This window comes from Virgibacillus xinjiangensis (assembly GCF_042643145.1).
GTDB lineage: Bacteria > Bacillota > Bacilli > Bacillales > Amphibacillaceae > Virgibacillus_O > Virgibacillus_O xinjiangensis.
Map to the genome: position 1 here is coordinate 19,295 of NZ_JBHRSA010000018.1, position 25,254 is coordinate 44,548.

At 50.4% G+C, this 25,254-nt stretch carries 21 protein-coding genes; 3 read left to right on the top strand and 18 right to left on the bottom strand.

Annotated features, from left to right (window positions below):
• Window positions 1-122: 122 nt before the first annotated feature.
• The 13 genes from ACFOGI_RS05155 to ACFOGI_RS05215 all read right to left on the bottom strand — a co-directional run bounded on the left by ACFOGI_RS05155 (window position 123) and on the right by ACFOGI_RS05215 (window position 17,071).
• Window positions 123-1,733: a CTP synthase gene (locus ACFOGI_RS05155; protein ID WP_390269457.1), complete on the bottom strand. Its 1,611-nt coding sequence runs from the start codon at window positions 1,731-1,733 to the stop codon at window positions 123-125.
• A gap of 189 nt (window positions 1,734-1,922) precedes the next feature.
• Entirely contained in the window at window positions 1,923-2,426 is a 504-nt protein-coding gene (gene rpoE, locus ACFOGI_RS05160) for a DNA-directed RNA polymerase subunit delta (protein ID WP_390269460.1), read from the bottom strand.
• Between the two features lie 262 nt (window positions 2,427-2,688).
• On the bottom strand, window positions 2,689-5,931 hold the full coding sequence (icmF, locus tag ACFOGI_RS05165) for a fused isobutyryl-CoA mutase/GTPase IcmF (RefSeq protein ID WP_390269463.1): 3,243 nt from the start codon (window positions 5,929-5,931) through the stop codon (window positions 2,689-2,691).
• Between the two features lie 83 nt (window positions 5,932-6,014).
• Window positions 6,015-6,647, bottom strand: a complete 633-nt coding sequence (locus tag ACFOGI_RS05170; RefSeq protein WP_390269466.1) for a TetR/AcrR family transcriptional regulator — start codon at window positions 6,645-6,647, stop codon at window positions 6,015-6,017.
• Window positions 6,647-7,591 (bottom strand): methylmalonyl Co-A mutase-associated GTPase MeaB, encoded by a 945-nt coding sequence (meaB, locus tag ACFOGI_RS05175; protein WP_390269469.1) that lies wholly within the window; start codon window positions 7,589-7,591, stop codon window positions 6,647-6,649. The genes ACFOGI_RS05170 and meaB overlap by 1 nt, the downstream gene beginning before the upstream one ends.
• Before the next feature lie 38 nt (window positions 7,592-7,629).
• Complete coding sequence (locus ACFOGI_RS05180; protein WP_390269472.1) at window positions 7,630-8,769, bottom strand: acyl-CoA dehydrogenase; 1,140 nt, start codon at window positions 8,767-8,769, stop codon at window positions 7,630-7,632.
• Between the two features lie 24 nt (window positions 8,770-8,793).
• Complete coding sequence (locus tag ACFOGI_RS05185; RefSeq protein ID WP_390269475.1) at window positions 8,794-9,927, bottom strand: acyl-CoA dehydrogenase; 1,134 nt, start codon at window positions 9,925-9,927, stop codon at window positions 8,794-8,796.
• A gap of 52 nt (window positions 9,928-9,979) precedes the next feature.
• Window positions 9,980-10,831 (bottom strand): 3-hydroxybutyryl-CoA dehydrogenase, encoded by an 852-nt coding sequence (locus ACFOGI_RS05190; RefSeq protein ID WP_390269478.1) that lies wholly within the window; start codon window positions 10,829-10,831, stop codon window positions 9,980-9,982.
• A 73-nt stretch (window positions 10,832-10,904) separates the two neighbouring features.
• Entirely contained in the window at window positions 10,905-12,092 is a 1,188-nt protein-coding gene (locus ACFOGI_RS05195) for an acetyl-CoA C-acetyltransferase (RefSeq protein ID WP_390269481.1), read from the bottom strand.
• 147 nt (window positions 12,093-12,239) lie between these two features.
• Entirely contained in the window at window positions 12,240-14,348 is a 2,109-nt protein-coding gene (locus ACFOGI_RS05200) for a (Fe-S)-binding protein (protein WP_390269484.1), read from the bottom strand.
• A 389-nt stretch (window positions 14,349-14,737) separates the two neighbouring features.
• Complete coding sequence (locus ACFOGI_RS05205) at window positions 14,738-14,863, bottom strand: hypothetical protein (RefSeq protein ID WP_390269487.1); 126 nt, start codon at window positions 14,861-14,863, stop codon at window positions 14,738-14,740.
• Between the two features lie 100 nt (window positions 14,864-14,963).
• On the bottom strand, window positions 14,964-16,634 hold the full coding sequence (gene argS / locus ACFOGI_RS05210) for an arginine--tRNA ligase (protein ID WP_390269490.1): 1,671 nt from the start codon (window positions 16,632-16,634) through the stop codon (window positions 14,964-14,966).
• On the bottom strand, window positions 16,631-17,071 hold the full coding sequence (locus ACFOGI_RS05215; protein ID WP_390269493.1) for a DUF1934 domain-containing protein: 441 nt from the start codon (window positions 17,069-17,071) through the stop codon (window positions 16,631-16,633). Before ACFOGI_RS05215 ends, argS begins: the two co-directional genes overlap by 4 nt.
• A 169-nt stretch (window positions 17,072-17,240) precedes the next feature.
• On the opposite strand from ACFOGI_RS05215, the gene ACFOGI_RS05220 reads away from it, so the two are divergent.
• Complete coding sequence (locus ACFOGI_RS05220; protein WP_390269496.1) at window positions 17,241-19,268, top strand: transglycosylase domain-containing protein; 2,028 nt, start codon at window positions 17,241-17,243, stop codon at window positions 19,266-19,268.
• A gap of 189 nt (window positions 19,269-19,457) precedes the next feature.
• On the opposite strand, the gene ACFOGI_RS05225 is transcribed toward ACFOGI_RS05220, so the two are convergent.
• The 3 genes from ACFOGI_RS05225 to ACFOGI_RS05235 form a co-directional block, all read right to left on the bottom strand.
• On the bottom strand, window positions 19,458-19,973 hold the full coding sequence (locus tag ACFOGI_RS05225; protein ID WP_390269499.1) for a YwhD family protein: 516 nt from the start codon (window positions 19,971-19,973) through the stop codon (window positions 19,458-19,460).
• 148 nt (window positions 19,974-20,121) lie between these two features.
• Complete coding sequence (locus ACFOGI_RS05230) at window positions 20,122-20,616, bottom strand: YwgA family protein (protein ID WP_390269502.1); 495 nt, start codon at window positions 20,614-20,616, stop codon at window positions 20,122-20,124.
• Window positions 20,606-21,925 (bottom strand): HD domain-containing protein, encoded by a 1,320-nt coding sequence (locus ACFOGI_RS05235; RefSeq protein WP_390269505.1) that lies wholly within the window; start codon window positions 21,923-21,925, stop codon window positions 20,606-20,608. The genes ACFOGI_RS05230 and ACFOGI_RS05235 overlap by 11 nt, the downstream gene beginning before the upstream one ends.
• A gap of 103 nt (window positions 21,926-22,028) precedes the next feature.
• On the opposite strand from ACFOGI_RS05235, the gene ACFOGI_RS05240 reads away from it, so the two are divergent.
• Window positions 22,029-22,883, top strand: coding sequence for a lipoate--protein ligase family protein (locus ACFOGI_RS05240; protein ID WP_390269508.1), 855 nt, complete (start codon window positions 22,029-22,031; stop codon window positions 22,881-22,883).
• 63 nt (window positions 22,884-22,946) lie between these two features.
• Here the strand turns inward: ACFOGI_RS05240 and pta are convergent, their stop codons facing one another.
• Window positions 22,947-23,918: a phosphate acetyltransferase gene (gene pta, locus ACFOGI_RS05245; protein ID WP_390269511.1), complete on the bottom strand. Its 972-nt coding sequence runs from the start codon at window positions 23,916-23,918 to the stop codon at window positions 22,947-22,949.
• Between the two features lie 193 nt (window positions 23,919-24,111).
• On the opposite strand from pta, the gene hemQ reads away from it, so the two are divergent.
• Window positions 24,112-24,861, top strand: coding sequence for a hydrogen peroxide-dependent heme synthase (gene hemQ, locus ACFOGI_RS05250; protein WP_390269514.1), 750 nt, complete (start codon window positions 24,112-24,114; stop codon window positions 24,859-24,861).
• A 93-nt stretch (window positions 24,862-24,954) separates the two neighbouring features.
• Here hemQ and ACFOGI_RS05255 read toward each other — a convergent pair whose 3' ends face one another.
• Window positions 24,955-25,161, bottom strand: coding sequence for a hypothetical protein (locus ACFOGI_RS05255; RefSeq protein ID WP_390269517.1), 207 nt, complete (start codon window positions 25,159-25,161; stop codon window positions 24,955-24,957).
• Between the last annotated feature and the right edge of the window lie 93 nt (window positions 25,162-25,254).

Consider the following 25,254-nt stretch of genomic DNA (forward strand, 5'->3'; position numbering starts at 1 on the left):
TCAACCGAATCCACGTTATTAACTATGTTCGCTATACGTTGTCGAATTTCCTGCCGTCACTCATAAAAAAACTCCGAAAAGGAATCCTGCCAGTTGGCAGAAATCCCTTTTCGGAGGTGAAATCATTTCTGTTCATGTTGGTCCAATGCTGCACCGATGAAGCCTTTGAACAAAGGCTGCGGCCTTGTCGGGCGCGACGTGAACTCCGGATGGAACTGACTTGCCACGAACCAAGGATGGTCCTCCAGCTCAATCGTTTCCACCAACCTGCCATCCGGGCTTGTCCCGGAGAACAGGAAGCCTTTCTCGGTCATCTGTTCACGATAGGAATTATTGAATTCATAGCGGTGGCGGTGACGTTCTTCGATCATATCCGCCCCATCGTACACTTCTTTCGTCTTGGTTCCATCTTTCAGGCGGCAAGGATAGACGCCAAGCCTGAGCGTCCCGCCAAGGTCGGAAATATGCTTCTGTTCAGGAAGCAGATCGATGATCGGGTGTGGTGTCTGTGGATCGATTTCTGCCGAATGTGCACCTTCCAGACCCAAAACATTCCGGGCGAATTCCACGGTTGCTAGCTGCATGCCGAGGCAAATTCCAAGGAACGGGATCTTATTTTCCCGCGCATAGCGGATCGCTTCGATTTTCCCTTCAATACCGCGGTCACCGAACCCTCCAGGCACGAGGATGCCGTCTACCTGATCCAGTTCCTGTTGGATGGATTGTGCGTCCAACTTCTCGGAATCGATCCAATAGATGGAAATATCGGTATCATAGGCGAATCCTGCATGTTTCATCGATTCTGCCACAGAAATATAGGCATCAGGCAGTTCTACATACTTCCCTACCAGGCCGATCTCCACTTTTTTGGACAGATTGCGCACCTTGTCCACCAATTCAACCCATTCACTCATCTCTGCCGGATCACACTGCAGGCCGAGATGGTCACAAGTCAATTGATCCAAATGCTGTTCCTGAAGAGCGATCGGGATTTGATACAAGGTATCCGCATCCATCATCTCGATGACGGCCTGTTCATTGATATCACAGAACAAGGCAATCTTCTCTTTCATTTCCTTGCCGATGGCATGCTCCGTACGCAGTACAATCGCATCCGGCTGGATCCCGAGAGAACGGAGTTCCTTCACACTGTGCTGGGTCGGCTTGGTTTTCATTTCACCGGCAGCCTTGATATATGGCACCAGTGTACAGTGAATATACATGACACTGTTTCTTCCCACGTCACTCTTAATCTGGCGAATCGCTTCAAGGAACGGCAAGGATTCTATATCACCGACAGTTCCGCCGATTTCGGTGATGACGACATCTGCCTTTGTCGCTTCACCGGCACGGAAAACCTGTTCCTTGATTTCATTGGTGATATGCGGAATCACCTGGACCGTTCCGCCAAGGTAGTCGCCACGACGTTCTTTACGGATGACACTGGAGTATACCTTCCCTGTCGTGATATTCGAATATTTATTCAGGTTATTATCGATGAACCGCTCATAGTGGCCGAGGTCAAGGTCGGTTTCTGCACCGTCTTCCGTCACGAAGACCTCCCCATGCTGATACGGACTCATGGTTCCCGGGTCCACATTGATATACGGGTCGAATTTCTGGATGGTCACCTTCAATCCTCGATTTTTCAGCAAACGGCCCAGAGAAGCTGCAGTAATCCCTTTTCCCAGGGAAGAAACAACCCCGCCTGTCACAAAAATATACTTCGTCACATTCATCCCTCTTTCTCCAAGTTTATCTTCTGTTGATTTGTACTGCCTTATACCTTTGAAGCAAAATCGCAGAAATCTGCGTATCAATAACAAAAGCGCCTCCCCAATCAGGGGAAACGCTTTGATTAAGTAATTAAAAGAGCCCAAGTAAAATATTACTCACCGGGCTCCAAAAAGTCAAGATGATCTTTATTTCGGTTCTTCTTCATCTGTTTCGAAACCTGCTACATTATCTTCTCCGAACTCATCTTCATCACCGAGTTCGTCATCATCTGCTTCCAGATCCTCGCCAAGCTCAGCTGGAACGTCTTCCAGATCATCGTCAAAGAAGTCGAGGTCGTCCGACTCTGCGAATACCTCTTCTTCTTCCACCTTTTTCTTCTTCGCCGGCTTTTTCTTTTTCTTCTTCGGTGAATCGGTGATCTCCTCATCCATCTGTTCCACCGGATACCAGCGCTTCAGCCCCCAAACATTGGAACCAAGCGTCAGGAAACGCCCATCCACATTCATATCTGTATAAAACTGGGCAATGCCTTCCTTTTGTTCCGAATCGGAAAGTTCCTTATGTTCAGCAACCCTGGAGAAAAGTTCCTGGAAATCCAATGCCTTCTTTTCTTCGAGCAAGACCAGGTTGGCCAATTCCAGCTTGGACATACCCTTCAATTCTTCGTGACTATAATCCTTCAAGCTCACGGCAACGCACTCCTTTACCTTATATATTGCAGCATTCCCTGCCGTAATTAAACATATCCGTATTTTACCATTCCACAGGTTCTAAATGATACCATACATTATAAACAAATATAATAGCAATATGCTAGAGAAAAGAAAAGATTTTCTCCGGCCTTCCCTCAGGGCATACCGGCGGAAGAGCCGGGAAGGCGGGCACTTCCTGTACTGTGCGATGGTGTCAGACGTGCTGTACAGAAAGCGGCCTGCCGCTATTCCCCGCTTTTTACATATTCCTGCGGTACTGGCCGCCTACTTGGTAAAGGGCATTGGTGATCTGGCCGAGACTGGCCACTTTCACGGTTTCCATGAGCTCGGCGAAAATGTTGCCATTGGAAGCGGCTGTCTGTTTCAGCCGGTCGAGGGCTGCATCCACTTCTTCCTTGTTTTTCTCTTGGAACTTGTGCAATTCACTGATCTGATGCTCTTTCTCCTCTTTGGACGCACGAGCAAGTTCCATCGAATCGATCGCTTCCTCTGACGGGGGATTCGGACTCAGGTACGTGTTCACCCCGATAATCGGAAGCTCCCCGGAATGCTTTTTCCCTTCGTAATAGAGAGACTCTTCCTGGATTTTGCCCCGCTGGTATTGACGTTCCATGGCACCAAGCACCCCGCCGCGGTCATTCATCCGTTCAAATTCCTGAAGCACTGCTTCCTCCACCAGGTCGGTCAATTCTTCCACGATGAAGGAGCCCTGCAGGGAATTTTCATTCTTCGTCAAGCCGAATTCCTTATTGATGATCATCTGAATGGCCATAGCCCTGCGGACGGATTCCTCCGTCGGTGTTGTGATCGCTTCGTCGTAGGAATTGGTATGCAGGGAATTGGTGTTGTCCTGGATTGCCAGCAGTGCCTGCAGTGTCGTACGTATATCATTGAACTGGATTTCCTGGGCATGGAGCGAGCGGCCGGATGTCTGGATGTGATACTTCAACTTTTGGCTACGCTCATCGGCCCCGTATTTCTCTTTCATCGTAATCGCCCAAATGCGCCGTGCCACCCGGCCGATCACCGTGTATTCGGGATCGAGTCCATTGGAGAAAAAGAAGGACAGGTTCTGGGCGAATTTGTTCACATCCATGCCCCTGCTCAGGTAGTATTCCACATAGGTGAACCCGTTGGCCAATGTGAAAGCAAGCTGGGTAATCGGATTGGCACCCGCCTCCGCAATATGATAGCCAGAAATCGATACCGAGTAGTAGTTGCGCACGTTCTTATCAATGAAATACTCTTGGATGTCTCCCATCATCCTTAGGGCAAATTCCGTCGAGAAGATGCAGGTGTTCTGCCCCTGATCCTCCTTCAGGATATCCGCCTGGACAGTGCCCCTTACTACTTTCAGTGTATCATCCTTCAGTTTTTCATATTCTTCTGCGGTAGGCTCCCGTCCATTTTCTTCTGTGAACGCATCGATCTGCTGGTCGATGGCCGTATTGAAGTACATGGCCAGAATAATTGGTGCCGGGCCATTGATGGTCATGGATACGGAAGTGGATGGATCGATCAGATCAAATCCATCATACAGCTTTTTCATATCCTCCAAAGTACAGATGTTGACGCCGCTTTCCCCGACCTTGCCATAGATATCCGGACGTTCGGCTGGATCTTCTCCATAGAGGGTAACCGAATCGAAGGCAGTGGATAAACGCTTTGCCTGTTCCTCCTTGGAAAGATAATGGAAGCGGCGGTTCGTGCGTTCCGGTGTCCCCTCGCCGGCGAATTGGCGGGTCGGATCCTCTCCCTTTCTCTTGAAAGGAAAGACCCCTGCCGTGAATGGAAAGGCCCCGGGCACATTTTCCTTCATCAACCAGGTCAACCGCTCTCCCCAGTCGCGGAAATTCGGAAAAGCTACTTTCGGCACCTTGGTTCCTGCAAGTGATTCCGTGATGATATCCATCTCCATCTCTTTATCCCGGATGGTGAATGTCATTTTATCCTTGCTGTAGCGTTCCTTCGTTTTCTCCCAGCTGTCCAGGAGCTTCTGTGATCTGGCATCCAATTGCCCTTTATAGTCGTCTATTTTGTGTTCCACTGTCTCCTGTACCGCTTCATCCTCCAGGAGCTCCCTGGCACCTTCCAGCTGATAAAGCTTGCTCGCAACCTCGCTCTGTTTCCGTGTTCTTTCATGATATCCCCGCACATGTTGGGCAATCTCCTGCAGATAATGGCGACGTTCATTCGTGATGATCAGATTTTTCTTCTCCGCTATGATGTTGCGGTCGAATTTAATCTCTACCTGCCAGCCGTATTCCTCGTTCAATTGATCCATCAAGGATGCGAACAAGGCATTGGTTCCTGCATCATTGAACTGGCTGGCAATCGTGCCGAACACCGGGGATTTCTCCTTGTCTTCATGAAACAGCATATGGCTCCGTTCATACTGCTTGCGCACCTGGTTGAGTGCATCCTCCGACCCTTTCTGCTCAAATTTATTGATGACAATGAAATCGGCAAAATCGATCATATCGATTTTTTCCAGCTGGGAAGGAGCACCGAATTCTGCTGTCATCACATACATGGAAAGGTCGGAAACATCGGTGATGGACGCATCCCCCTGTCCGATACCGCTCGTTTCCACAATGATCAAGTCATATGCCGCAGCCCGCACCACATCGATGACATCCTGTATCGACTGGGAAAGCTCATCCCGTGAACTTCTGGTCGCCAATGAACGCATATATACCCGGTCATTGAAGATGGCGTTCATCCGGATCCTGTCCCCGAGCAGCGCTCCGCCCGTTTTCTTTTTCGTCGGGTCAATGGAGATGATGGCCACTCTTTTCTCAGGGACCTCATTGACGAAACGGCGGATCAGCTCATCTGTCAGGGAGCTCTTCCCTGCTCCGCCTGTACCGGTGATGCCTAGCACTGGTGCTTGATTCCCGCTTTTCTCCTTCAAGGATTCCAACAGCTGCTGCTTTTCGCGGGAATCTGCCTCCGGGTTCTCCATATAGGTGATGAACTTGGCGACAGATTTCCTTTCCCCCTGCAAGAGACCTTGCTGTTCACGCTCCACATCGATCGGCGGGATGAAGTCGCATTGCTCCAGTATCCGGTTGATCATTCCCTGCAGACCGAACTTCCTGCCATCCTCCGGGGAAAAGATCCAAGCCACCCCGTAATCATGGAGCTCTTTGATTTCCCGCGGGATGATCGTCCCGCCGCCACCGCCGAATACCTTGATATGCTCCGCATCAAGCTTCTTCAACAGATCCACCATGTATTTGAAATATTCCACATGGCCGCCCTGGTAGGACGAAATGGCAATCCCTTGCACATCTTCCTGAATTGCTGCATATACAATGTCTTCCACCGAACGGTTATGCCCCAGGTGAATGACCTCTGCCCCACTTGCCTGCATGATCCGTCGCATAATATTGATGGAAGCGTCATGGCCATCAAACAGACTGGATGCCGTCACAAACCGGACCGGATTCTTCGGTTTATAAATCTCCGTTTCTACCATCCTAAAATTCCTCCCTCGCTGTTTCAGCGCTCTTTTTTCCTTGCCTCAAAAAAGGATCGGTGGATGCCTCAGAGCATCTCTGCTCACTTCCCCCGATCCGTATAGGATATACCCAGCCCCTGCAGCAAGAACCGGATCTGCCGCTCCATATATTCGTCCAATGTGAACTGCTTTTGCAGGATCCAGCGCCTGAACCCCCACATCTGGCCTTGAACAAACAGATTATTCGCCAGCAGCCTGGCGTCTTGCGGGGAAATCTCATCCGGCAAACAGGTGACAATGACCCGTTCGAGCATGCCTACCATCAGGCGCTCCTTCTCCAGGACATAGCTTTTCGATTCCCTTTTCAATGATTTCACTTCCTGATAGAGAATCAGCACCTCCTCCTGCATGTCATCCATCAGCCGGAAGAATGATTCCAGCATGGAAATGAAGGTGTCGATCGAGGGGTTCTTCAAATCTATCTTTTCCTCCAGCCGGTCACGGACCTGGTGATGGATCGAGTCCACCACCAAAAACAAAACATCCTCTTTTGTCCGGATATATTCATAGAGCGTCCCGATGCTGAATCCGCATTCCTTGGCAATTTCCCTGGTGGTCGTACGGTGGAACCCTTTCTCCCGGAACAGGCTCACCGCTCCCTGGACAATCTGGCTGCGGCGTTTCATGATAAGTTCCTGGTCTTTGATCGATGAAACAATCCGGTCCTGTGCCATCAGCCGCCAGACCTCCCTTCCTTTTTCCATTCAGCGAACCATTCGGCTGCCAGCTTATATGGGTCACTATCCGCTTCAACCGGCGGGAGATCTGGAGTCCTGTCGGCAAATGCCTGGACTTCCCGCCACATTTCCTCCCGGATCAATTCGAAGACTTCCAGCTCCTGTTGGTTCTTGCGGCGGTTTTTTCCCTCTTCCGTCTGATAGAGATAATCATGGTGTTCCTTCAGCCGCTCCCACAGCTTATCAATTCCTTTATTCTCCGTGGTAATCGTCTTGACGATGGCTGCTTGCTGTTCCTCTGCTCCTGCCGTCATCATGACCAGCTCTTTTAACAGGGCTTTCAGCTTGCCATACCCAGGGAGGTCAGCCTTATTGATGACAAACAGATCCGCAATTTCCATGATTCCCGCCTTGAAAATCTGCAGGACATCGCCGCTGTTCGGAGTGAGCACCAGGGCAGTAGTATCGACGATTTTCATAATATCCAGTTCCGACTGGCCGACTCCCACCGTCTCCACCAGAACCATATCAAACCCGTACGCATCGCAGACCCTGACAGCATCCTTGGTGGACCGGGCCAGACCGCCGAGGCTTCCGCGTGTGGCCATACTTCTGATATACACACCATCATCGGTGAAATGCTCATTCATGCGCACCCTGTCTCCCAACAAGGCTCCGCCGCTGAACGGACTCGTCGGATCCACGGCAATGACAGCAACCGTCTTCCCTTCCTCGCGGATATGCGTAATCAGCCGGTTCACCAAGGAACTTTTTCCTGCTCCCGGTGAACCTGTAATGCCAATGAACTGCGCCTGTTTCCGAAGGGAAAAAATATCGCTGAGCAAGTCGAGCTTTTCCGGATGCTCGTTCTCCACCATCGTAATGGCCCTTGCCAATGCCCGTATATCCTTCCTTTTGATCCGTTCAACAATCTCATGCATGTGGTACATCCTTTCCTTATTCAACAGTTCTTCTCTATTTATTTCGTCAGCATCCGGCCGATGACCAGGCGTTGGATTTCATTGGTTCCTTCATAAATTTGCGTGATTTTGGCATCACGCATGTAACGCTCCACCGGATAATCCTTCGTATAGCCGTACCCGCCATATACTTGGACAGCTTCCACGGTGATCCGCATCGCCGCGTCCCCGGCAAATAATTTAGACATGGCGGACGCTTTTCCATAAGGCTTCCCTTTCGACTCCAGCCAAGCGGCCTGATAAGTCAACAGGCGGGCGGCTTCCACATCTGTCGCCATATCTGCCAGCTTGAAGGAAATTCCCTGATTGGCAGCGATCGGCTTGCCGAACTGTTCCCGCTCCTTGGCATAGTCCGCCGATTTGTCGAGCGCACCTTGGGCAATCCCGAGCGCCTGGGCTGCAATGCCGTTACGTCCGCCATCCAACGTACTCATGGCAATTTTGAAACCTTCTCCTTCTTCGCCAAGGAGATTCTCCTTCGGTATCCGGCAGTTTTCAAAAATCAACTCGGTTGTCGGAGAGGAGCGGATGCCAAGCTTCTTCTCTTTTTTCCCGAAACTGAATCCCTCTGTCCCCTTTTCGACGATAAAGGCACTGATCCCTTTATGCTTGGCGTCCGGATCACTCAATGCAAAGACAAGATAAATATCCGCCACACCGCCATTGGTGATCCATACCTTGCTTCCGTTCAAGATATAGTCGTCCCCATCTTTCACCGCCGTCGTCTTCATGGCTGCTGCATCACTTCCGGAACCCGGCTCTGACAATGCATAGGCACCCAGTGCTTCACCGGTCGCCAGGCGATAGAGGAAGTTTTTCTTCTGCTCTTCATTTCCATATGTATAAATCGGCCAGCTGGCAAGGGAAAGATGGGCAGAGAGCGTCACACCAGTGGACGCACACACACGGGAAAGCTCCTCGACAGCGATGACATAGCTGACATAGTCGGCACCAATCCCGCCATACTCCTCGGGCCAAGGAATCCCCGTCAGTCCGAGTTCTGCCATCTTGTCAAAAATGCCTCTGTCAAAACGTTCTTCCTCATCCCGCTCTGCTGCAGTAGGCTCCACTTCCTTCTCAGCAAAGTCACGAACCATCTTCCGCAGCATTTCCTGTTCATCTGTCAGTTCAAAATTCATCTATACTTCCTCCTCATCCATCCGTTATTTTGTAAGTTGCTTGGCAATGACCATGTGCTGGATTTCATTGGTTCCTTCATAGATTTGGGTCACTTTCGCGTCACGGAAGAACCGTTCGACAGGATATTCTTCCGTGTAGCCATAGCCACCATATACCTGGACAGCTTCGATGGCATTGTTCATCGCTGTCTTCGATGCATACATCTTCGCCATCGAGGCCTCCTTCACACATGACTGGCCTTTTTCTACCATGGAGGCCGCTTGATAGACCAATAGTTTTGCTGCCTCTGTTTCTGTTGCCATATCGGCCAGCTTGAACGAGATTCCCTGATTGGCTGCGATGGGCTTTCCAAATTGGCTTCGCGTGGCGGCATAGGATGAAGCATGTTCGAGGGCAGCCTCTGCTATTCCCAAAGACTGGGCCGCAATGCCGATCCGGCCGACATTCAAATTGGCCATGGCAATCTTGAACCCTTCTCCTTCCTTACCGAGCAATCGGGAGGCAGGAACTTTGCATCCATCGAAGGTCAGCTGTACGGTGCTGGATCCATGCAGGCCCATTTTCTTTTCATTTTTGCCGATCACCAGGCCTGGCGTATCCTTCTCCACGATAAATGCGCTCACTCCACCGGATCCTTCACCTGTCCTGGCAAACGTGATGAAAGTATCAGCAGCGCCTCCATTGGTAATGAAGACTTTCCCGCCATTGAGGATATACTGGTCTCCTTCCTTTTTGGCGGTCGTCCTCATGCTGGCTACATCGGAACCAGCACCAGGTTCAGTCAAAGCGAATGCTCCTAGATATTCTCCCGAGGCAAGTTTCGGGATGTAGTATTCCTTCTGTTCCTCGGTTCCGAAATACAAAATGGGATTCGTTCCGACGGAGGTATGGACGGACAATATCACTCCCAGTGCTGCACTCACCTTTGAGAGTTCGTGAATGGCAATGATATAGGAGGGGTAATCCATGCCACTTCCACCATAGGCTTCAGGAATGGGAATTCCCATCAATCCCAACTCTCCCATGCGCTTGACCACTTCTTTCGGAAACCGATCTTCCGCTTCCATCCTGTCAACCTCTCCGGCGGCTTCCTTCTGGGCAAAGTCACGGACCAGCTTCCGCATCATTTCCTGTTCTTCTGTAAAGTTCATGTTCATTCGATGTCATCCCTTCTCTGAAAATGGAAGCAACCCTTTACTCGAACCATGGTCACTGATACTGATAGAAGCCTCTGCCGGACTTTTTGCCGAGCCATCCGGCCTTCACATATTTCCTCAGGAGCGGGCATGGCCGATACTTGCTGTCCCCGAATCCGTCATGGAGCACTTCCATGATATAAAGGCATGTATCCAGGCCGATGAAGTCGGCAAGTGTCAACGGCCCCATCGGGTGGTTGGTCCCGAGCTTCATGACCGTATCGATATCTTCAGGGGAAGCCACCCCTTCATAGACAGCAAAAATCGCCTCATTGATCATCGGCATGAGAATCCGGTTGGATACAAAACCGGGGAAGTCCTTTACTTCCACAGGTGTCTTGCTTAATTGGACAGCCATATCTTCTACGACCTTATATGTCTCCTCACTCGTCTGCAGGCCACGGATGATTTCCACCAGTTTCATGACCGGCACCGGATTCATGAAATGCATGCCGATCACTTGATCCGGCCGGTTCGTTGCCGCAGCAATTTCCGTAATCGGGAGGGATGACGTATTAGAAGCCAGAATAGCATGCGCCGGCGCAATCGTATCCAAGTCACCGAATACCTTTGTTTTCACATCCATATTTTCAACGACTGCTTCGATGACCATGTCACAAGACCCGGCGTCCTCCAGCTGTGTCGATGTGCTCAACCTGCTGAGCGTCTCTTTCTTTTCATTTTCCGTTATTCTTTCCTTTGCAACCGAACGGGCCAGCTGCTTTTCTATCCCCTTGGTCCCCTTCTCCAATGCTTCTTCTGACACGTCGTTCAGAATCACTTCATAGCCTGACTGGGCACAGACCTGGGCGATCCCCGCGCCCATCTGGCCTGCCCCGATCACCATTACTTTATTGATTGCCATGTACTATTCCTCCTTCGATGAATCTTGAGCCCTTGCATGGACGGATTGATGAATGATCATTTCTCCCGTTACTTCATTGCTTCGGCACATCGATCAGGACAGCATCTCCCTGGCCGCCTCCACTGCAGATGGCAGCAACACCGAGTCCGCCTCCACGTCGCTTGAGTTCATGGATCAGTGTAAGGATGATCCGTGCGCCGCTTGCGCCAATAGGATGGCCGAGTGCAACGGCTCCACCATTTACGTTGACCTTTTCCTGATCGATGCCGGCAATCTTCCCACTGGCCAGCGAAACCGCGGCAAAAGCTTCATTGATTTCAAACAGATCGATATCCTCTTTACTGTATCCTGTTTTTTCCAACAGCTTATTGATGACAAGTCCCGGTGTCTGCGGGAAGTCCTTCGCTTCAACAGCAACCTCTGCATGACCGAGGAGCACTGCCAACGGCGATTTTCCAAGTTCCTCTGCTTTCTCATCCGACATGACGACAAAGGCACATGCTCCATCATTCACACCCGGTGCATTCCCTGCCGTGATGCTTCCATCCTTGTCAAAAGCAGGCTTCAGTTTGGCCAACGTATCCAATGAGGTATCCTTTCTCGGCGCTTCATCCGCATCGACTGTTTTCGGATCGCCTTTTCGCTGCGGCACTTCCACCGGTACGATTTCCTCCTTGAATTTCCCGGTCTCCATGGCTTGCACTGCCCGTTGATGGCTGCGGTACGACCACTCATCCTGTGCTTCCCTTGTCAGCCCATACTGTGCGGCCGTTGAATTGCCATACGTACCCATATGGACACCGGCAAACGAACAGGTCAATCCATCGTGCACCATCATATCGACGACCTTCTTATCCCCCATCCGGTTTCCCCAGCGGGCATCTGGCAGAAAATAAGGGGCATTGCTCATGCTCTCCATCCCGCCTGCAACAATCGTATCTTCGTCTCCGGCACGGATCACCTGATCAGCCATCGTTACACTGCGGAGTCCGGATGCACATACCTTATTGATGGTCTCTGTCTTCACTTCCCAAGGAATGCCAGCTTCACGGGCGGCCTGCCTGGAAGGAATCTGCCCCTGTCCTCCCTGCAGGACATTGCCCATGATCACCTCATCGATATCCTTCCCTTCCACTTCGGCACGCTTCAATGCTTCCTTGATCACGATTCCTCCGAGCTGGGACGCCGTCAATGGTTTAAGCTCCCCACCGAATTTACCAAATGGTGTTCTTGCGCCAGACACGATAACCGACTTCCTCATCCTGATTCCCCCTCATATATTCATAGACTTTGAAACCGTTTCAGTTTGATTGAACGCTCGTTCAGGCCCTTTCCATGGAAGAGGGCAGGTATCTCCATTGAGTCCCCGCCCTCCTGTGTTGTCCCTCAAACGGATGGAAGGCTGCCATCAGGCGGTTTTGGTCGCTTCTTTCGAAAAGACCGAAACCGCCAGTATCTCTGCAACATCCATTGTGCTGATATCTTCATCCACTTCTTTCGCCTTGGTTCCATCACTGAGCATGGTCAGACAGAACGGGCATGCACTGGAAATCATGGATGGCTGGACTTCGATGGCCTGCTCCGTACGCGCTACGTTGATGCGGTTGCCTGTTGTTTCCTCTGACCACATCAAACCGCCGCCCGCTCCGCAGCACATGCCATTTTCCTTGCTGCGCCTCATTTCCACCAGCTCCAGCCCTGGAATCGCATTCAGGATTTCACGCGGTGGATCATAGACACCATTATATCTTCCGAGATAGCAGGAGTCATGATAGGTCAACCGTTCATTGATCGAGCCTTCCGGATGGAGTCTTCCATCCATGATCAAGTCGAACAGCAATTGGGTATGATGGTAGACTTCTGCTTCAAAACCGAAATCAGGGTATTCATTTTTGAAAATATTGTAAGCATGTGGGTCTATCGTGACGATTTTCTTCACACCATTTTTCGTGAACTCTTTCATGTTCTTTTCGGCAATCTCCTGGAACAGGAATTCATTGCCGATCCGACGGGCCGTATCCCCGGAGTTAGCTTCTTTATTCCCCAGGATGGCAAAACTGACGCCAGCCTGGTTCATCAATTTGGCGAAAGCAATGGCAATCTTCTGGCTCCGGCTGTCATAAGACCCCATGGAACTTACCCAGAAAAGGTATTCGAACTCCTTCCCTTCCTTCTTCAGTTCCTTGACTGTCGGGATGGAGACGGACTCATCAATTTCCCGCCACTTGATACGATCTTTTTTCGAAAGTCCCCAAGGATTTCCTTGGCGTTCAATGTTCATCACAGCACGCTGCTGGTCCTGGTCCATTTTCCCTTCTGTCATCACGAGGTATCTGCGCATATCCACAATAGTTCCGACATGCTCATTGTTTACCGGGCATGCATCCTCACAGTTTCGGCAAGTCGTACATCCGGACAGTTCTTCAGCAGTGATGACGTCCCCGATCAAGCTGATATCCTGTACCGTCGCTGCCGCTTCCCTGTTGGCACTTGCCTGGTTGCCTTTGGTACCTGCAAAGGCATAGGATGGCACCCATGGAGATTTCCCTGTAATAGCCGCACCCTTTTGCGTCAGATGGTCGCGTGCCTTGATCATGATATCCATCGGTGACAGCATTTTACCGGTGCCTGCTGCCGGACAGACATCTGTACAACGCCCACATTCCACACAGGCATAGAAGTCCAGCATCTGCCGTTGTTCAAAATCTTCCACCTTGCCGACACCAAAGGAGATATCCTCCTCATCCTGCTCTTCGGCTTCATCGAGGTCAAAGTTTATTTTGCTCAGTTTTCCGGGCACCTTCTTGCTTAGAAACACATTGACCGGCGCTGCAATGAGGTGGGCGTGCTTAGACTGCGGCACATAGACGAGGAAGGTGAGAATCGTCAATGTATGTACCCACCACCCGACATAGAACAACACTATGGCTGCTTCCGCGGACAGCCAGCTGAACGCCATCGCTATGACACTTGCTACCGGTTCTGTCCATGTCGCCTCATGACCGTGCCAGATCTGTGCCATACCGTTACTGAACAGCACAGAAATCATCAGCGTACCAATGAACAAGAGCACAAGTCCTGCCTTGAAGCCACGCTTCAACCGGACCAATTTTTCCATATAACGGCGGTAAAAGGCCCATGCCACCGCCACTAAGATCATCAGTGTCACAAGCTCCTGGAAAAACACAAATCCCGGATAGAAAATACCCAGCGGGAAATGGTTCCCTGGCGCCAGCCCTTTGATGAACAGGTCGATCGCCCCGAACTGAACCAGGAGGAATCCGTAGAACATCATCACATGGATGGTCCCCGACTTCTTGTCCTTCAGCAGCTTCGATTGCCCAAATACGATTTTTCCGACGCGCTTCATCCTCCACTTGAAGTCCTCATCAAACTCCGACTTCCTCCCCAGCTTGATGAAGGCGATCCTCGTCGCTACTACTCTGCCAAACAAGTAGAGCCCGTACGCTGTGATTGCAAGGAATGCAACCCAGTTAATCAGCAAAAATGTGTCCATGAAAAATGCTCCCCCTTTGAATCTGCTCTCTACAGAATGATAGCGATTACAAAATAATAGAAAACCAGCGCTGACATGTTATAACTCTACTATAAATATGAATGATCATTCAGTCAAGAAATATTTTCAGTAAAATGTGAGTATTTTTAGTTTTATTAAAAGAATGATTGCCGCTCATATGGACTGGATGAGTTTGATATGTGCGTCCGCTCCTGTGTGATGATGCCGATGTTGCTTGTGAACGGCGTATATGTCCGTCCTCCTGCCGATACTGCTCGACTTCGGCGAATTTCCCGCGCTTCCTGCCGATTCCTCTCTCCTCCCGCGGATATACTCACGCTCCTGCTGATTACGCTCTCCTCCCGCGGATTTCCCGTGCGTCCTGCTGATTACACTCTCCTCCCGCGGATTTCCCGCGCGTCCTGCTGATTCCTCTCACCTCCCGCGGATTTCCTCGCCCTCCTGCCGATTCCTCTCACCTCCCGCGGATTTCCAGCGCCTCCTGCTGATTCCACCCTCCTCCAGCGGATATCCCTCAGGCTTGGCCGACAGCTATGGCCACTAAAATAAAAAGAAGCACCGTCTCCGGTACTTCTTTTTCCATCTATATAGCCGTTACATTTTTTCTGGCGCGTTGACACCGATCAGGTCGAGCGCGTTGGCAATGGTTGTGCGAACCGCCTTCATCAGGGCGATGCGGGCGCTTGTCCGTTCTGGCTGATCCGGGTCCAGCACTTTTTCGGCGTTGTAGAAGCTGTGCAGCAGGGAGGCTAGGTCGAATACATAGTTGGTCACCTTCTGTGGTGTATGCTTCTCTGCAGCTTCTGCCACCACTTGCGGCAGCTCGCCGAGTTTTTTCAGCAGGTCTACTTCCTTTTCCGCTGTCAGCAATGAGGCATCGAATTCACCATCGGTGGCAATCCCTTTTGCTTTTGCTTGTTCGAGCATGGTGCAGATCCGTGCGTGGGCGTACTGCACATAATAGACGGGATTGTCATTGGACTGGGACCGTGCAAGGTCGATATCGAAGTCCAGTTGGGAATCATTGGAGCGGGCGATGAAGAAATAACGCACTGCATCATTGCCGATTTCATCCATCAGTTCCCTCAGCGTAACGGCTGTGCCGGCACGCTTGCTCATTTTCTGTTTTTCTCCTTGTTCAAACAGGTTGACCATCTGGATGATCTTCACATCGAACTTATCCGCCGAATAGCCGAGAGCCTGGATGGCCGCACGCATTCTGGTGATATAGCCGTGATGGTCGGCACCCCAGACATTGATGATCTTATCAAAGCCGCGGTCCAGTTTGTTCTGGTGGTAGGCGATGTCCGGTGTCAGGTACGTGTAATTTCCGTCCTGCTTGATCAGCACGCGGTCCTTGTCATCGCCAAGGTCGGTGGTACGGAACCAGGTGGCCCCGTCTTTTTCGTACGTATAGCCGCCCTCTTCCAATTTCTTCAAGGCATCGGTGATTTTTCCGTCTTTATAGAGAGACCTTTCCGAGAACCAGTTGTCGAAATGCACACCGAAATCGGCGAGGTCTTTTTCAATGTTGCCAAGGGCATGTTTCAGGCCGTATTCTTTGAAAAATTCCAGGCGCTCTGCTTGATCGGCATCTGCCCATTTTTCCCCGTATTCCTCACTGAGGGCTTTGCCGATTTCCGCAATATCCTTGCCGCGGTAACCGTCCTCCGGCATCTCGGCATCACGGCCCAGTGCCTGCAGATACCGCGTTTCCACGGACAGTGCCAAATTGTCGATCTGGTTTCCGGCATCATTGATGTAGTATTCCCGTTCCACTTCATAGCCTGCTGCTGCCAAGACATTGCAAAGCACGTCTCCGAATGCCGCGCCGCGGGCATGGCCGAGGTGGAGCTTCCCAGTCGGATTGACGGATACGAACTCCACTTGGACACTCTCGCCATTCCTTGCATTTGTTTTTCCGTAGCTGCTGCCAGCCTCAAGGATAGACGGAATGACGTCGCCTAGAAAGTCATTCTTCATAAAGAAATTGATGAAGCCGGGGCCGGCAATTTCCACTTTCTCTATGGATGCCTGGGATTGGTCCAGTTGGTTGACGATGTCATCGGCAATCTGCCTTGGTGCCTTTTTAGCGATCCGGGCCAGCTGCATGGCGATATTGGTCGCAAAATCACCGTGGGCCTTGTCCTTCGGTTTTTCCAGAATGATTTCCGGTAGCTCTTCGGCTGTTGCCAGGCCTGCACCTGTGACGGCAGCCGCTATTTCTTTCTTCAGTGTTTCTTCTGTTTGTGCCAGGACGTTCATTTGCTTTCCTCCTCGGTAATGATCAGCTCTAGTTGATGCTTGCGCTCTTCCTGCCCATTCAGTTTGACATGGTAGGAAATCTTCAAATAACCAGCATCCTCATCCTCTACCGACTGATAGAAAATGTTGTTGGTATATGTCTCCATATGTATTTTCCCATGGGGATGATGATAGAGATTTTCCGTCGTTCCGTTCGCGGTGAACTTCTGGTTCATCTTCACCAGGCCTGTTCGTTTGATCGTGACCTTTTCGGGCTGAATGGTAATCAGGTTATCGGTCACAGCCTGGTCCTCTGTCTTTTCCTCAAACGTGATGACATCCAGTTTACCTTTCCGGTAGAATTTCCCCGGCTGCTTGACGGTGTTGTACTCCATCTGTCCGTTATCATCAATAATGGTGCGAAGTTCCACGGATACTTCCTTAAACTGTAGACCCATAATATCTCCTCTGTTTCGCCTCTAGTCGTTATTGTATCATTATAGCGATAAATGTCAGCCGTTCGCAATACGATAGAAGAAAGTTTTCCTCATCTGCCCGTACGAATGGTTTATTTACCCCTATCTTTTCCCATAATGGTAGTAATGCACACCTATAGGAGAAATCATAATGGGAAAGAAAACTAGACGTTTTATATGGAAAGCAGGCATTCGGCTGGTATTGCTTGGAGTACTGCTGCTTGCCGGCGTATATGGGGTCAGCTATCTGCTGGGTCCTCCACCGCTTACCGACGAACAAAACACCGTATACTACGATGATGCGGGGGAAGTATTCGGCGAGGAGAGCAGAAGAAAGAGCAATGATTGGAAGGAACTAGATGAATTGAGTTCTGACTTGGTTGCCGCCACCATTCTTGTGGAAGACCAGCATTTCTATGACCACCCAGGTTTCGATTTCAAGCGGATCGCAGGAGCCATGTGGAAGAATATCCAAAGCGGAAGGCTGAAGGAAGGGGCAAGCACCCTGACCCAACAGTATGCCAGGAATCTCTATCTTTCCCATGAAAAAACATGGTCCAGGAAACTGAAAGAAGCGTTCTATACCATCCGACTGGAGATGTTCTATACAAAAGATGAGATTCTGGAGGGGTATTTGAATTCTGTTTACTATGGGCACGGTGCTTACGGGGCGGAAGCAGCAAGCCAATTGTTCTTCCGGAAATCAGCGGAAGATGTAAGTCTTGCCGAAGCGAGCATGCTGGCAGCCATTCCGAAGGGTCCAACCTACTATTCACCCTGGAATGATGAAGAAAATGCAGAGAACCGGCAGAATCAAATACTGTCCATTATGCTGGAGCACGGGGCCATCACCGAGACCGCCTACCAACAGGCTGTAGACCAAAAGCTTACGTATGCACCCAAGCAAACGCGGGAAGTCGATCAAAAAGCTCCGTACTTCCAAGATGCTGCCCTGTCTGAAGCTGCGGAGATTTTGGATATGGAACAGGAAGATGTCCGGTCTGGCGGCTATGGGATACATACCACCCTGAACATGGAACAACAGGAAAAGCTGGAGAGTGAGCTGGAAGAAGAATTCCATTCCACCAGCGAAGCCCAGGCAGGTGCACTTGCCATGGATCCGGAAAATGGGGCGGTGAGGGCCATGAGCGGGGGCAGGGATTATGAAACGAGCAGTTTCAACCGGGCAACGTCCGCCCGCAGGATGCCCGGATCCTCCTTCAAGCCGTTCCTATACTATGCTGCCCTTGAAAATGGCTACACACCGGCAACCATGCTGATGAGCAAACCGACTTCCTTCCGATTGGAGGATGGGGAGGTCTATCAGCCGAGCAACTACCATGACTATTATGCGAATGAAGAGATCACACTGGCCCAGGCAATTGCTTTATCCGATAATGTTTACGCCGTGAAAACCAATATGTATCTCGGTTCCGAGATGCTTGTCGAAACAGCAAAGGACTTCGGATTCACCAGCAAACTACCTGCCGTCCCTTCCCTTGCCCTGGGAACAGCAGCCGTGACCGTCGAAGAAATGGTGCAGGCCTACAGCTTGCTGGCGAACGGTGGAGAGGAAGTTCAAAGCCATACCGTCAAAAAAATCATCGACAGGCATGGCAAGACATTGTACGAGCGAGAACAAGAAGAAGGAGAACAAGTGCTGGACGCGAAAACAGCCTTCATCCTCACCCATATGCTGACAGGGATCTTCGACCGTGAACTGGACGGCTACATGGCTGTGACCGGTTCACCAATCGCTGGAGAGCTCACCCATATCTATGCCGGAAAGTCCGGGACAACTGCCAGCGACAGCTGGATGGTCGGCTATAGCCCCTCCCTGGTCACAGGTGTATGGGTCGGCTATGATGACAACCGGTCCATGGATAAGGTGCCGGAAACCCGATATGCCAAGAAAATCTGGGCAGGATTCATGGAAGGGGCACATGAAGGGAAGGAACAACAGAATTTCTCTGCTCCTCCCGGTGTGGTCGGAATCCCGGTCGACCCGGAAACAGGTGAACGGGCAACACCATACTGCAATGCCAGCCGGGTCATGTATTTCGAAAAAGGGACAGAGCCTCGGCAGTACTGCTCCGAGCATTATCATCAAGAAGAATTCCAACAGGAGGAAAAAAAAGAAAAGGGAATCGTCGAGAAATGGTTTGAACTGCTTTTCTAAAAAGGACGGGGATTTTGTTCTGGATATTAACATAAAAAGAAGCCGACAATCCAAGGGGTCCGCTCCCCTGTTTGTCGGCTTCTTTTCGTCCTAGTAATACATGAGTCAGCCCATGTACTAATATTTTACAAATTTATTCGGCAAAGTACAACATTTTAATTATTTATTCATAATTCGGTCACAAAATGGTCACGATTCCGGAAGCGCCTCTTTCAATTCATCCGTCGAGTTGTTCCACATTTCCTCATTGAATTCTTTCAGGAAATCACGCAACAGGTTTTTGGAATGATCGTCCATATGCTCGACGATTATCTTGCCTTTCAAGGCCTTCTCCATACGTGTCACATGTTCCGGCATAGATTTGTAGGCACGCTTGATCGAACGGTCCACCCGGATTTCACAGCCTGTCACCCCTGCATAATACGGGCCATTCTCGCCGCGTTCTGTATTGACCCAGACAATCCAATACAGCTTTCCGTTCGGTACTGCATCCTTGTCCGGCTGGAACTTGACCCTGCGTTCCACCTCACTGCGGGCGTGCATGGCACCCATATCGACATAGGCTGTGTCTTCATTCGGGTCCACAATTACAGAGGACATGTTTTCCAGGCTGATTGCCCCGCCTCCATAACCACCATGTCCGTCGGTGGAATCATCCTTGATAATGGTGAATGAATTTTTCTTCTTCGGCTGATCAGAACTCACCTATAAGCCCTCCTTAGACGTCTTTTTCCCCATTGTAGCACAGCGCCTATCCCATTTCCTAATGGCGGGGCTCAAAGGAAAGCAAGAAGAAACGCTGGACATGAGCGGGTTCCCTCCGATGCCAGCGGGCGGCTTGTCCATTTAATCATTACTGCTTCAATCGGTCGATGAACTGGAGGGCTTCCTCGATTTCTTCCTCTGTGTATTTCTGTTTCGGTTTGACGGTATGGACTTTTTCGATATTCTCCTCTAGTGGCAGATGGTCGAAATACATGATCGTCGACACCAGCTCCAGAAACCGGGAGCTTTTATCCTGCATCAAGGATACATATTCCTCCAAGTTCGGCATCTCACTGGAGAACTGCTGGAGAAAGGAACGGCCGTCCTTTGTAACAGTATAACGGTATTGGGAATAGTTCCCTTTATCCTCTTTCACTTCGCTCACAAAACCGAGGTTGCATAACTCTTCGACCCGGAGTGTCAATTCTTCGGAGTATGGCCCGTAGAAGTGGAACTCATATTTTTCCTCAAACGGCATGTTGCATTTCTGCATAATGTAAATCATTTTCTGCAGCTTCTTCCGCCCGGTCAGCTCATCGGCTTCCGTAAAAAACTGCATCAATCTCGCATGATTAGTCAGCATCTACTATCTCTCCCTGCCCATATAAAATTTCATACATGCGCTGTTTCTTATGTTCATCTGTCAGAGCATCCAATAAATCCTTTGGAAAGTACAATTTATGATCCGTCCGTTTCTTGCCGGAGATCGCCTCTACGATATCGGAATTCCTGGACAGCTCCTTCAGTTCGTTGTTCGGCATCTGCAGATGGATCGGAAGCCGCTCTTCCTCTTCCCCTGGCCGGTAAAAATCATAGGGAAGGTCGGAGGATGAATCGACAACCAGATAATATTCCGGATCCATCCCAGCTTCCATGAACAGACGGTGCAATTCCATCCATTCCCTCATCTGCAGGTTCGGGTTGAATTCTATATATTTGAACAGACGACGGTTCATGAACCGTTCGCACAGATCACGGAGGATGGCATCATCCTCTTCCTGCCAAAGCTGGAAATAATAATGGACGATCATTTCGTCCAGCTTCAAATATTCTTCCAGGTCCACATCCCCTTGGAAGAAGGAAATGAAATGGGTCGGCTGCAGCTTGAAGGTGAAATCCTCCTTCTCATACAGGTACTTGGCCCGGTGCAGGATTTTCGACAGAATCACCTCTGCACTTCTTGTGACAGGATGGAAATATACTTGCCAGTACATCTGGTACCGGCTCATGATATAATCCTCCACTGCATGCATGCCGGTCGACTTGATCACTACTTGGTCTTCCAATGGCCGCATCACCCGGAGAATCCGCTCCATGTCAAAATGTCCGTAGCTCACACCAGTGAAATAGGCATCACGCTGCAGATAATCCATGCGGTCGGCATCAATCTGGCTGGATATCAGACTGACGACAAGCTTGTCCGGGTAGGTTTTGGCAATGACATCCGCAACCTTCTGTGCAAAACCTTCATCTACTCGCTCTAAAATCCTGTTTACCCTGGTATCCCCTAAAATAATCCGCCGGGTGAAATCTTCATGATCCAACTTGAAGACTTTTTCAAAGGAATGGGAAAAAGGTCCATGCCCGAGATCATGCAGAAGCGCCGCACACAGGCAAAGCAGCCGTTCTTCCTTGTTCCATTTCGGCCTGTCCTGAAAATTGTAGAGAATTCTCCGGACTATTTCATAGACACCGAGGGAGTGGTTGAAACGGCTGTGCTCTGCTCCATGAAAGGTATAGTTGGTCGTCCCCAGCTGTTTGATCCGGCGCAGACGCTGGAATTCCGGGGAAGCAATCAGATCCCAGATCACCCTGTCCTTGACGTGGACATAGCGGTGGACGGGGTCTTTGAACACCTTCTCCTCATTCAATTGTTCATCCTTGTATGCCATGTAAATTCCACCCGTTTCTTTTCGACGATTTACTAGTAATTAGTATATAATAAGTAGGCAGATGAAAAAAGAGTCAACGAGACAATGATAAGCGAGGTCAGCTATGAAAAACTGGAAGGAAATCGTGAGCCACACGACTTTTCGGCACTTGGACCATTCAACAAAAAAATTTTTTTATGACGAGCCCTATACAGCAATGACATCTTTTGCGGTGGATGATGCCCTTGCCCTCTCCATCAGCGACCATGCCTCTCCGCCGGCTGTCCGCCTCTGGGTGCACACGGACACCATCGTGCTCGGCATCCCCGATGCACGCCTGCCCCATATCCAGGAAGGGGTGGGGTTCCTTGCAGCTGAAGGCTACCATGTTGTTGTCCGCAATTCAGGCGGGCTTGCCGTGGCCTTGGATGAAGGGGTATTGAATATCTCCCTCGTCCTACCGGGTGTCAAAGATATATCCATCCATGAATGTTACGAAGCAATGGTAAGTTTTGTGCAGTATATGCTGAACGACCTCACCGATGAAATTGAGGCATATGAAATAGAAGGCTCCTACTGCCCAGGCGACTTTGACCTGAGCATCAGCGGCAGAAAGTTTGCAGGAATTTCCCAGCGCCGTGTCAAAGACGGTGCTGCCATTCAAATCTACCTCGATGTCGAAGGAGACAGTCACCGGAGGGCCTCCCTGATCCGTGAATTCTACCAGCTCAGCAAAAAAGGTGAGCCGACCAAGTTCGACTATCCGGAAGTGAAACCGGAAGTGATGGGATCGCTGTCTGAACTGCTCGCCCGAAAACTGACGGTGGAGGATATGAAGGAACGGGTCCACCAAGCATTGGAGGACCTTAGCGAGGAAATTGTCACAGATGATTTTTCCCCGGAAGAGGAGCAATCGTTCAAGAAGCGCATGAAATTGATGAAAAAACGGAACGAAGATATAGCAGCCATGCAAGAGTAAGGCATTAGGCACCAATGAAAAAAGCTGAAGCGGCATCCAACCACTCCAGCTTTTTTCTTTTCTTTATTCTGATTGTGCCGCTGTAATCAGGGCAAGATTGTAGACATCTTCCGAGCTGCAGCCACGGGACAGATCATTCACCGGTGCATTCAGCCCTTGGAGTATCGGTCCTACCGCTTCATAGCCACCCAGACGCTGGGCGATTTTGTAGCCGATGTTCCCGGCTTCCAGACTTGGGAAGATGAACGTATTGGCATCCCCTTTCAGAATGGAGTCCGGCGCTTTTTTCTCTGCTACACTCGGCACAAAGGCAGCGTCGAATTGGAATTCCCCATCAATGATGAGGTCCGGATTTTTTTCCCGGGCAATCTGCAAGGCTTCGGTCACTTTTTCGGTTTCCTCTGATTTCGCGGAACCTTTCGTGGAGAAGCTGAGCATGGCAACCCTTGGGTCCACGCCGAACAGCTTGCCGGTAATGCCACTTTCTACGGCAATTTCCGCCAAATCCTGGCTGTCAGGGGAAATGTTGATGGCGCAGTCCGCAAACACATACTTCTCATCATCTTTCACCATGATGAAGACACCGGATGTTTTCTTGACGCCTTCCTTGGTTTTGATGATTTGAAGTGCTGGACGAACCGTGTCTGCTGTTGAATGGGCAGCACCGCTGACGAGGCCGTCCGCCTGGTTCATATATACGAGCATCGTACCGAAGTAGTTCTCATCCTGGAGAATCTTTCGAGCGTCCTCTTCGCTCGCTTTCCCTTTCCGGCGTTCCACAAAGGTCTCTACCATGAGGTCGAACTCTGGGAATTCCTTCGGGTCAAGGATTTCTGCCGTGCCGACATCGACACCGACATCCTCTGCTTTCTGTTTGATTTCTGTTTTATCCCCGATCAGGATCGGTGTGAGGATCCCCGCAGCACCTAGCTGGCTGGCCGCTTTCAGGATACGCTCATCCAAACCTTCCGGGAACACGATCTTTTTATTTTTTGTTTCCACTTTGGCTTTTAATTCATCAAATAAATTGCTCATTTGTCATTCCTCCTAGCTGCATCTACCCCATCATAAAGGATTTTCATGATTTATGAAAGAAATCAACCTGGACACGTTCGTGACAATAATGGGAAATTCCTGTGACAGGGAGGCTTCACATATGATTATGATTCCCTAATTATGATAGACTAAAAACATAAAATCATTTTGAAACAATGAAGGAGAGATAGATATGGTAGAAGCAGTCGAAACCATGGACGGCTGGTACAGCTTGCACGATCTGCGCACCATTGACTGGACATCATGGAAGCTGGCATCCGAAGCTGAGCGGAAAGAAGCCATCGACAGCCTGGATCAGCTGATTGCCAAATGGGAGGAGGTGGAAGAAGCAGGAAACGGAAGCCAGGTGCTGCACAAAGTGGTCGGCCAGAAAGCAGACCTCATCTTTATGTTCCTCCGCCCGACCATGGACGAGCTGTCCGATATGGAAACCGAATTGAATAAATCCAAAATGGGGGAATTCCTGCTGCCGGCACATTCCTATGTATCTGTGGTGGAATTGTCCAAATACCGCCCAGCCAAGGACGGCGTTGATCCGGAAACCCTGCCGGAGACACAGAAACGTCTGAAACCGATCCTGCCGAAGTGGGAGCACATTTGCTTCTACCCAATGGACAGACGCCGTACCGGTGATGAAAACTGGTACACACTGGAAAAGGACGAGCGCGGAAAAATGCTGTACGAGCACAGCAAGACCGGCCGGAAATATGCTGGCAAAGTGACCCAGGTCATTACCGGCTCCATCGGCCTTGATGACTGGGAGTGGGGCGTCACCTTGTTTGCGCATGAGCCGCTCCAATTCAAGAAAATTGTATATGAAATGCGTTTTGATGAAGTAAGTTCCCGCTACGGGGAGTTCGGCGAATTCTTCGTCGGCAACCTGCTGCCAAGAGAAGATATCCCAAACTACCTGGAAGTTTAACTGGAAAAGGCTTCCGCTCCCGGTTGGAGTGGAAGCCTTTTTGTGTGGCTTTTGGGGGGTTGGTGAGCGGGGTAAATCGCGCTCCTGCTGATTTCACGCGCCTCCTGCCGATTTCCTCACGCTCCCGCGGATTTCACGCGTCTCCTGCCGATTTCCTGCGCCTCCTGCTGATACCCTCACGCTCCCGCGGATAAACCGCGCCTCCTGCCGATTTCCTGCGCCTCCTGCTGATATCCTCACGCTCCGGCCGATTTCACGCGCCTCCTGCCGATTTCCTGCGCCTCCTGCCGATATCCTCACGCTCCGGCGGATAACCCGCGCCTCCTGAGTCAAGTCCTCATTGTTGTGTAAATTCTAGTTACAATTTTTCAACCACTTATTGATTATATGGAA